The following is an 8,531-nucleotide window of genomic DNA, read 5'->3' as shown; positions in this document are numbered from 1 at the left end:
GCCGGCCAGCTCGGCGCCCCCGGCCAGCGTGCAGGTCGACCGCGGCTCGGCGCTCTACGGACGCCCGGAAGGCGGGGACGCGGCCAAGCTCGCCCCGGTAGCGGGGCCACCGCTGGCCACCGCCGCCGCCAAGCTGCCGCTCGACAAGCTGAAGGTGCCGGAGGGCTTCAAGGTCGAGGTCTATGCCAGCGGCCTCGCCAACGCGCGCTCGATGACGCAGGCGCCGGACGGCACGCTGTTCATCGGCACCCGCACGGTCGGCAAGGTCTACGCGGTGCTGCCGCAGGCCGGGCCGGACGGCAAGCGCGTGGTGAAGACCATCGCGTCCGGCCTCCACCGTCCGAACGGCGTCGCGTTCCACGACGGCGCCCTGTACGTGGCCGAGCTGTCCAAGATCTGGCGCTACGACGACATCGCCAAGCACCTCGACGGCGCCGAGAAGCCGACCCTCGTCTACGACGACCTGCCGAAGGACGAGGCCCATGGCTGGAAGTTCATCGCCATTGGTCCGGACAACAAGCTCTACGTCCCGGTCGGCGCGCCCGGCAACATCGTGATGCCCCCGGACACGCACGCCCAGATCCGGCGCATCGATCTCGATGGCAAGAACGCCGAGGTGGTCGCCCGCGGGGTGCGCAACACGGTGGGCTTCGACTGGAACCCGAAGACCAAGCAGCTCTGGTTCACCGACAATGGCCGCGACTGGGTCTCTGAGGACATCCCGAACGACGAGCTGAACGTGCTGACCGAACCCGGCAAGCAGCATTTCGGCTACCCGTTCTGCCACCAGGGCACGTTCACCGATCCCGAATACGGCTGGGGCCATTCCTGCTCGGAATTCACGGCCCCGGCGGGCCTGCTCGGGCCGCACACGGCCTCGCTCGGCATGCGGTTCTACACCGGCGCGCAGTTCCCGGAGGCTTACAAGGATGCGGTCTTCATCGCCCGGCACGGGTCCTGGAACCGCACGACGAAGCTCGGGGGCGACGTGGTGATGGCGAAGCTCGGCCCGGACGGCAAGGTCGCATCCGTCGAGCCGTTCCTGACCGGCTTCCTGCAGGACAACAAGTATGCCGGGCGCCCGGCGGACGTGCTGGTCGCCAAGGACGGGTCGCTGCTCGTCTCGGACGATTACAACGGCGCGATCTACCGCGTCAGCTACGGCCAGTGATGCGCGGTCCGTCGAGGATCGGGGTTGTCCGGGGGCTCGCGCTGCCCCTCGGCGCCCTGCTGGCGGGGGCGGCTCTGGCCGCGCCCCAGTCGACCGTACCCCAGTCGGCCGTGCCGGAGCGGCTGGCCCCGTGCGTGGCCTGCCACGGGAGCGGCACCTCCGAGACCGAGGGTGTACCCTCGCTCGGCGGACAGCAGGCGGATTATGTCGTGACGCAGCTGTTCCAGTTCCGGGAGAAGCAGCGCGAGGCCCCGCCGATGAACGACGTCGCCGCCGGCTTCTCCGACGACGACCTGCGCGCCTATGCCGATGCGGTCGCGACCCTGCCGCCCCCCGCGTGGTCGGGGCCGGCTGCGGACCCGGCCCTGGTGGTACGCGCGCAGGCGCTGGTCTCCAAGCACCAGTGCAATTCCTGCCACGGTGCCGACTTGGCCGGCCGGGACGCGGTTCCCCGGATCCGGGCGCAGCGGGAGGAGGTCCTTGCGCAGGCGCTCTCGGCCTACAAGTCGAACACCCGGCCGGGCTACGACCCCGCGATGAACGAGGTCGCGCAGGGCCTGAGCGAGGCCGACATAAAAGATCTTGCGGCCTACGTGGCCCGGCTCTGACGGACGCAGCTCAGCCGACGGTGCGCAGCGTATCGCCCACGGCCAGCGCCCCACCGGCGATCACTTCGGCGTAGACGCCGAGGTCGCGGTGGCCGAGCCGGGCGTCCAGGGTCCAGGGGATGTCGTGGTCGCGCACGCCGCTCACCGGATCGACGTTGGTGGCGGCGCAGCGCACGGTACGCTTGGTGATTTTAAGCCGTAGCCCGCTCGGCGCCTCGATCACCCGCCCGACCATGTCGAGCTCGGCGAACGGTGCCAGCCCGTCGACCAGCAGGTTGCCGCGGAAGCGCAGCGGGTCGACCGGCGCGCCGACATACTCTTCCACGGCCGCCACGCTCGCCCGGTTGATCAGCGAGACGTAGCCGGTGGGCGAATCGGTGAAGCGGTATTGCGGCGGCGCCGCGAGCACCTTCGGCTCACCCCGCAGGCTCTCCGGGAGGCAGTGCCGCATCAGGTCGGCGAGCCCGTCGCGACCGGCCTCCGTGTCGAGCCGGAAGGCCAGCGTCTCCCCGGCATGCTCGACCGTGAGGGTCGCGGTGGCATCGTCGTACCGGGTGCGCAGGCGGGCCAGCGCCTCGTCGCGCATCAGCATCAGGTACTTTGTCTTGGGCTGGTGCCGCGGCGCCACCGGGTCGAAGCCCGAGGGCCCGTTCTCGATGGCGTAGAGCCGGTCCCCCGGGAAGAAGCCGCTGGTCTCCAGCTCCGCCCGTTCCAGCGGCTCGGGGCTCAGACCCTTCACGGGGTAGCGGTAGAGGCCGAGGAGGCCGATTTCGAGCGCGGCTTGCATGCCGGGAAGGTGGCTCGGAAAAGCTGCGCCGCGCAAGTCCCGAAGCCCTTGTGGTGCGCAAATACAACACCACATCGGGACTACCGGCGGCTTTCGGCGCCGGGGTCCCTCGCGGCAGAGTGCCGGGGGGGCGACGTTTCGGCAGGGCCGCGCCATCTCGGGCGGCGGATGCCGGCACGGGAGGGTGAGACACGCATGAATTTCGAACTCTACACCGAGCGCGCCCGCGGCTTCGTCCAGGCGGCGCAGAACCTCGCGATGCGCGAGGGCCATCCGCAGCTTCAGCCTGGGCACCTGCTCAAGGTGCTGCTCGACGACCCCGAGGGCCTGTGCGCCGGTCTGATCGACCGCGCGGGCGGGCAGTCGCGGGTCGCGCTGGCGCAGACCGAGCAGTGGCTCGCCAAGCAGCCGAAGGTCTCCGGCAACGCGTCGGCCCCGCAGGCGACGCGCGAGCTGATGCGCCTGTTCGACACCGCCGAGCAGGCGGCCAAGAAGGCCGGCGATTCCTACGTCACGGTCGAGCGCCTGCTCCTCGCCCTCGCGGTGGAGAAGGAGTCCGAGGCCGGCCGCGCGCTGCAGGCGGCGGGCGTGACGCCCGCATCGCTGAACGGGGCGATCAACGCGCTCCGCAAGGGCCGCACCGCCGACAACGCCTCGGCCGAGAACGCCTACGACGCGCTGAAGAAATATGCCCGCGACCTCACCGAGGCCGCCCGGGACGGCAAGCTCGACCCGGTGATCGGCCGCGACGAGGAGATCCGGCGGACCATCCAGGTCCTGTCCCGGCGCACCAAGAACAACCCCGTGCTGATCGGCGAGCCCGGTGTCGGCAAGACCGCGATCGTCGAGGGCCTGGCCCTGCGCATCATCAACGGCGACGTGCCGGAATCGCTCAAGGACAAGAGCCTGCTGGCCCTCGACATGGGCTCGCTGATCGCCGGCGCGAAGTATCGCGGCGAGTTCGAGGAGCGGCTGAAGGGCGTGCTCTCCGAGGTCACGGCGGCCGAGGGCGGCATCATCCTGTTCATCGACGAGATGCACACGCTGGTCGGCGCCGGGAAGGCGGACGGGGCGATGGACGCCTCGAACCTGCTGAAGCCGGCGCTCGCCCGCGGCGAGCTGCACTGCGTCGGCGCGACTACGCTGGACGAGTACCGCAAGCACGTCGAGAAGGACGCGGCCCTGGCGCGGCGCTTCCAGCCGGTCTTCGTGTCGGAGCCCACCGTGGAGGACACGGTGTCGATCCTGCGCGGGCTGAAGGAGAAGTACGAGCAGCACCACGGCGTGCGTATCCAGGATTCGGCCCTGGTGGCGGCCGCGACGCTCTCGAACCGCTACATCACCGACCGGTTCCTGCCCGACAAGGCGATCGACCTGATCGACGAGGCCGGCTCGCGCCTGCGCATGCAGGTCGATTCGAAGCCGGAGGAGCTCGACTCGGTCGACCGCGAGATCGTGCGGCTGAAGATCGAGGCCGAGGCGCTCAAGAAGGAGACCGATTCCGCCTCCCGCGACCGGCTGGTCCGGCTGGAGCGGGAGCTGGCCGACCTCGAGGAGCGCTCGGCGTCGATCACCGCCCGGTGGAAGGCGGAGAAGGACAAGCTCGGCACCGCCGCCGGCCTGAAGAAGAAGCTCGACGAGGCCCGCAACGAATTGGCCGCGGCCCAGCGCCAGGGCCAGTACCAGCGCGCCGGCGAACTCGCCTACGGGGTGATCCCGGGCCTGGAGAAGCAGCTCGCCGAGATCGAGGAGAAGTCCGATGGCGGCCGCGACGGCATGATGGAGGAGGCGGTCACGCCCGCCCACGTGGCCGGGGTGGTCTCCCGTTGGACCGGCGTGCCGGTGGACAAGATGCTGGAAGGCGAGCGCGAGAAGCTGCTCGCCATGGAGGATGCGCTGGCCAAGCGCGTCGTCGGCCAGCGCGAGGCAGTGGAGGCGGTCTCGACCGCGGTCCGGCGCGCGCGGGCCGGGTTGCAGGACCCGAACCGGCCGATCGGCTCGTTCATGTTCCTGGGGCCCACGGGCGTCGGCAAGACCGAGTTGACCAAGGCGCTCGCCGGCTTCCTGTTCGACGACGACACGGCGCTCGTGCGCATCGACATGTCCGAGTACATGGAGAAGCATGCGGTCGCCCGCCTGATCGGCGCGCCTCCGGGCTATGTCGGCTACGAGGAGGGCGGGGCGCTCACCGAGGCGGTCCGGCGGCGGCCCTATCAGGTCGTGCTGTTCGACGAGGTCGAGAAGGCGCATCCGGACGTGTTCAACGTCCTGCTGCAGGTTCTCGACGACGGAAGGCTCACGGACGGGCAGGGGCGGACGGTCGACTTCCGCAACACGCTGCTGATCATGACCTCGAATCTCGGGTCCGAGTACCTCGTGAACCAGCCCGCGGGCGAGGACACCGATGCGGTCCGCGACGAGGTCATGAACGTGGTGCGGGGCCACTTCCGGCCGGAATTCCTGAACCGGGTCGATGAGATCATCCTGTTCCACCGCTTGGCGCGGTCGGAGATGGGGGCGATCGTCGAGATCCAGCTCGGGCGCCTGGCGAAGCTCCTGGAGGATCGCAAGATCACCCTGGATCTCGACGAGGAGGCCAAGATCTGGCTCGCCGACAAGGGCTACGATCCGGCCTACGGGGCGCGGCCGCTCAAGCGGGTGATCCAGAAGAACGTCCAGGATCCGCTGGCCGAGCAGGTGCTCTCAGGCAAGATCCACGACGGCGAGACGGTGCCGGTTCGGCTGGGCCCGATGGGCCTGATGATCGGCGACGTCACAGTCGGCGCCGAGCGCCGGCCGGCCAACGTGGCCCTGAACTGAGCGCTACGGTTTTGCGTAAGGCGGCGCACCGGATGACGGCGCGCCGCCTTTTTGATGCGCGGTCAGCCTCGTAGGACGATCTCGCCACCGCTGCTCAATAAAACCGCCGCGTCATTCCGGGGCGCCGCAGGCGAGCCCGGAATCCAGAGCCGCCGACGGTGCAAAGTCCTGCTCGACCTGTGTTTCTAGACTCCGGGCTCCGCTTCGCGGCCCCGGAATGATGCGGCGTAGGCTGGGGTGTCTGCGGAAATATCACCTGGTCAGGCGAAGAGGGGTCCACAAGCAATGAACCTGCCCACGGTCCGGCGCATCAGCCCGCCGCGACATGGCGAACCCGAGCCAGGATCGCCACCTGCAATGCGAAGCCTGCAGTCGCCGCAGCGGCGGCGGTGATCGGCAGGGCGGAGATTCCCGCCAGCGTGACCACCACGCCGCCGAGCGCCGCACCGGCCGCGCCGCCCAAATAGTTCGCCGAGCTGTTCAGCGCGACGGCGACGCTGCCGTGATCGGGCCGGAGGTGCAGCAGGGCATGCTGCTGCGGCGCCTGCGAGGCCCAGCCCATGGCGCCCCAGACCAACAACGGCAGGTAGCCGAGAAGCGGGGTGCCGAGCAGGCTGGGGAGCAATGCGAGCGCGAGTGTCAGGGCGGCCAGGATCACGGCCATCACCCGACGGGGATCGCGGGTCCGGTCGATCAGCGGGCCGACAGAAAAACTGCCCACCATCCCGCCGATGCCCCAGGCCCAGAAATACGAGGCCTCAGCAGTGCCGAGGCCGGCGCGGTCGAGGAGCGGTGCCAGATAGGTGTAGAGCCCGAGGCTGGCGATGGCGGTGAGGAACGTGACCGCGACCGTCGCAACAACCGACGCGTCGGTCAGCAGGGCTGCCCGGGCCCGCCACGATGGCGGCTCCGCGGCTTCGATGTCGGGCAGGCGTGCCAGGATCGCGACCGTCGCGACGGCGCCCAGCAGTGTCACCATCCACAAGGCGCTCTGCCAGCCGAGCCGTTCGGCGATCCACAGGCCGGCGGGCACGCCGATGACCGTTCCGGTGCTCATGCCCCCGAGGGTCAGCGCCAGGGCGCGGCCCTTCCGGCCCGGCTCCACCAGTGCGGCCGCCGACGCGATCGCCACCGGCGCGTATAGACCGGCCGCGAGGCCGGCGAGCGCCCGGGCCAGGAGCAGCCCGAACAGGCCGGTCGCCAGGGCACTCAGCAGGTTCGCCAGTGTGAAAACCGCGAGCGCCACGCCGAGCACCCGCCGAACCGGCCGTCCGGCGAGCAATCCTGCGCAGACCGGCGCCGCCAGCGCGTAGGCCAGGGTGAAGACCGTGACCGCCTGCCCGGCCTCGCCGGGCTCGACCTGGACTGCGGCCCCGATCCCCGGCAGCAGCCCCGCGACCACATACGCATCCAAGCCCAGGGCAAACATCCCGAGCGCCAGCACCGCGATTCGTCTCATGTCTCGCCGCCTCTTTACGATGTACGACGAAAATCGTACATAAACGGCGCCATGAGCCCCCGCAAGTTCTTCCATCCCGACGTTTCCGAGCTGACCCTGCACCGGGTCCTGTTCGCCCTGAGCGATCCGACCCGCCTGGCGGTGGTGTCGGACCTCGTGAAGGCCGGCGAGCGCGCATCTGGAGACCTGCTGGCCGACAGCGTGCCGCGCTCGACCATGACGCACCATCTCAAGATCCTGCGCGAGGCCGGCGTGACGCGCACCCGGCCCGAGGGGATGCGCTGCCTGATCGCGCTGCGCCGGGAGGATGTCGACGCGCGCTTCCCCGGGCTCCTCGACGCGATCATGGTCCATCGATTGACGGACGTAACGTCGGACTGAAACTGTACGGCCTCGTCTCACATCGCCCGATGTTCGACAGTGTCACTAGTCCCGTGTTTCGCTCAGTTTTTGCAGCGTAAAGGACCGAGCGCCGGTGAGGTTGTTCACCTCTCGCGCGCGAGACTGCGCGCCATGCCGTCAATGCGCCTCTTCTTCTTCGCCCTTGTTGCCGTGCTGGGCTTGCCGGTCGATCGCGCCGCGCTCGGCGAAGCATTCCGGTCTCCCACTACGGGAGAGGTCCGCTTCATTTACCTCGTGCCAAGCGATCGCTCGATCTCGTCGATCTATCCCAGCCGCATCGCCGAAGCGGCGCACCATTTCCAATCGTGGCTGGGCAAGAAGCTCGAGGGTCGCACGGTCCGTCTGGGTCATCCGGCGGTGAGGATCCTGCGTTCCGATAAGCCGGCCCGGTGGTTCAGCGCGGTCGATCAATACCGCGGGTTCGACGCCTTCTATCGCAACGCGCTCGATGAGCTGACGCGTCTGGGAGCTGCCAAGCTGAACGATCCGGAGGCACGATACGTCGTCTACGTCGACGCTGATCACGCCTGCGGGCAATCGGGAGCCGGCGGCAACGGACTCGCGGTCGTGTCCGCCAATGATCTCAGGGGGATCAGCGGGGAAGCCATCGTACCCGCCTGCGAGAAGGCCAACGGTGCCGAGATCGCAGGACGATGCCGCTGGATCGGCGGAATGGGGCACGAACTGTTGCACACGCTTGGCTTGAGGCATCCGGATCGTTCACCCGCATGTCAAACGAGCCAATGCCGCTCCGAGGCCCTAATGATGCAGGGCTATATCACCTACCCGAATGCCGTTCTTCTCGATGAGGAAACCGCCTCGCTACAGCGCTCGCCATTCATCCAGGCCGGTCAGATCAACAGATTGGCCGAGTGCAGTGGCCCGTGAAGGGGCTGGCACCCGAATGCGATCAGGCGTGGATGCCCAACGGCACGACCGACTCACAGGGTAATCCGCTAGGCCTTGCGGATCGCCCTCGCCAGGTCGGCCGCCTGGTCTCGATCCCGGCAGACCAGCCAGAGGTCGTCGTGGGCCGACAGCTCCGCATCGAACAGGTCGATGAAGGCGGCGGGCGGGGGAGCGAGGTCGGGCCAGTGATAGAGGCGAAAGCCCAGCGCCTCGAACAGGGGCAGGATCGGCGCTAGATCCCAGAGCATGCTGTTGACGACCGTCGCGTCGAGCCGCCCGGTGGCCAGGAGCGCCGCGTCCGAGATCGACCCGCCCTCGCTCCAGGGGAACCAGGCCCGCCCGTAATCCAGGGTGAAGCGCTGGGCCGCGACGGCG

The 8,531-nt window shown here is 69.2% G+C and carries 7 protein-coding genes and 1 pseudogene; 5 read left to right on the top strand and 3 right to left on the bottom strand.

The features are described from left to right. The coding region (locus FV228_RS13935) for a PQQ-dependent sugar dehydrogenase (RefSeq protein ID WP_246693903.1) at positions 1–1,171 on the top strand (1,171 nt) is incomplete at its 5' end. Then, positions 1,171–1,779 carry a c-type cytochrome gene (locus tag FV228_RS13930; protein WP_147855170.1) on the top strand — a complete coding sequence of 203 codons (609 nt, stop codon included), beginning with the start codon at positions 1,171–1,173 and terminating at the stop codon, positions 1,777–1,779. The genes FV228_RS13935 and FV228_RS13930, both read left to right, overlap by 1 nt. 10 nt (positions 1,780–1,789) lie before the next feature. Here FV228_RS13930 and FV228_RS13925 read toward each other — a convergent pair whose 3' ends face one another. After that, positions 1,790–2,566: an MOSC N-terminal beta barrel domain-containing protein gene (locus FV228_RS13925; RefSeq protein WP_147898113.1), complete on the bottom strand. Its 777-nt coding sequence runs from the start codon at positions 2,564–2,566 to the stop codon at positions 1,790–1,792. Between the two features lie 195 nt (positions 2,567–2,761). Here FV228_RS13925 and clpB point away from each other — a divergent pair, with 195 nt between their 5' ends. Beyond that, positions 2,762–5,386 (top strand): ATP-dependent chaperone ClpB, encoded by a 2,625-nt coding sequence (gene clpB, locus FV228_RS13920; RefSeq protein WP_147855168.1) that lies wholly within the window; start codon positions 2,762–2,764, stop codon positions 5,384–5,386. Between the two features lie 310 nt (positions 5,387–5,696). Here clpB and FV228_RS13915 read toward each other — a convergent pair whose 3' ends face one another. Further along, complete coding sequence (locus tag FV228_RS13915) at positions 5,697–6,845, bottom strand: MFS transporter (protein ID WP_147855167.1); 1,149 nt, start codon at positions 6,843–6,845, stop codon at positions 5,697–5,699. A gap of 51 nt (positions 6,846–6,896) precedes the next feature. Here FV228_RS13915 and FV228_RS13910 point away from each other — a divergent pair, with 51 nt between their 5' ends. Then, a complete protein-coding gene (locus FV228_RS13910; RefSeq protein ID WP_147855166.1) occupies positions 6,897–7,226 on the top strand; it encodes a helix-turn-helix domain-containing protein in 330 nt (109 codons plus the stop codon). Positions 7,227–7,358: 132 nt separating this feature from the next. Continuing rightward, positions 7,359–8,135 (top strand): hypothetical protein, encoded by a 777-nt coding sequence (locus FV228_RS13905; RefSeq protein WP_147855165.1) that lies wholly within the window; start codon positions 7,359–7,361, stop codon positions 8,133–8,135. Positions 8,136–8,203: 68 nt separating this feature from the next. Here the strand turns inward: FV228_RS13905 and FV228_RS13900 are convergent. Continuing rightward, a pseudogene (locus tag FV228_RS13900) lies at positions 8,204–8,531 on the bottom strand (inositol monophosphatase); the annotation flags it as partial.

The organism is Methylobacterium sp. WL18 (assembly GCF_008040015.1).
Taxonomy (GTDB): Bacteria; Pseudomonadota; Alphaproteobacteria; order Rhizobiales; family Beijerinckiaceae; genus Methylobacterium; species Methylobacterium mesophilicum.
This window is presented reverse-complemented; position numbering and strand designations above follow the sequence as displayed.

Bases quoted from the DNA above. Each gene is read 5' to 3' on its own strand.
- FV228_RS13930 (WP_147855170.1), top strand. From the start codon at position 1,171: ATGCGCGGTCCGTCGAGGATCGGGGTTGTCCGGGGGCTCGCGCTGCCC.
- FV228_RS13925 (WP_147898113.1), bottom strand. From the start codon at position 2,566: ATGCAAGCCGCGCTCGAAATCGGCCTCCTCGGCCTCTACCGCTACCCC.
- clpB (WP_147855168.1), top strand. From the start codon at position 2,762: ATGAATTTCGAACTCTACACCGAGCGCGCCCGCGGCTTCGTCCAGGCG.
- FV228_RS13915 (WP_147855167.1), bottom strand. From the start codon at position 6,845: ATGAGACGAATCGCGGTGCTGGCGCTCGGGATGTTTGCCCTGGGCTTG.
- FV228_RS13910 (WP_147855166.1), top strand. From the start codon at position 6,897: ATGAGCCCCCGCAAGTTCTTCCATCCCGACGTTTCCGAGCTGACCCTG.
- FV228_RS13905 (WP_147855165.1), top strand. From the start codon at position 7,359: ATGCCGTCAATGCGCCTCTTCTTCTTCGCCCTTGTTGCCGTGCTGGGC.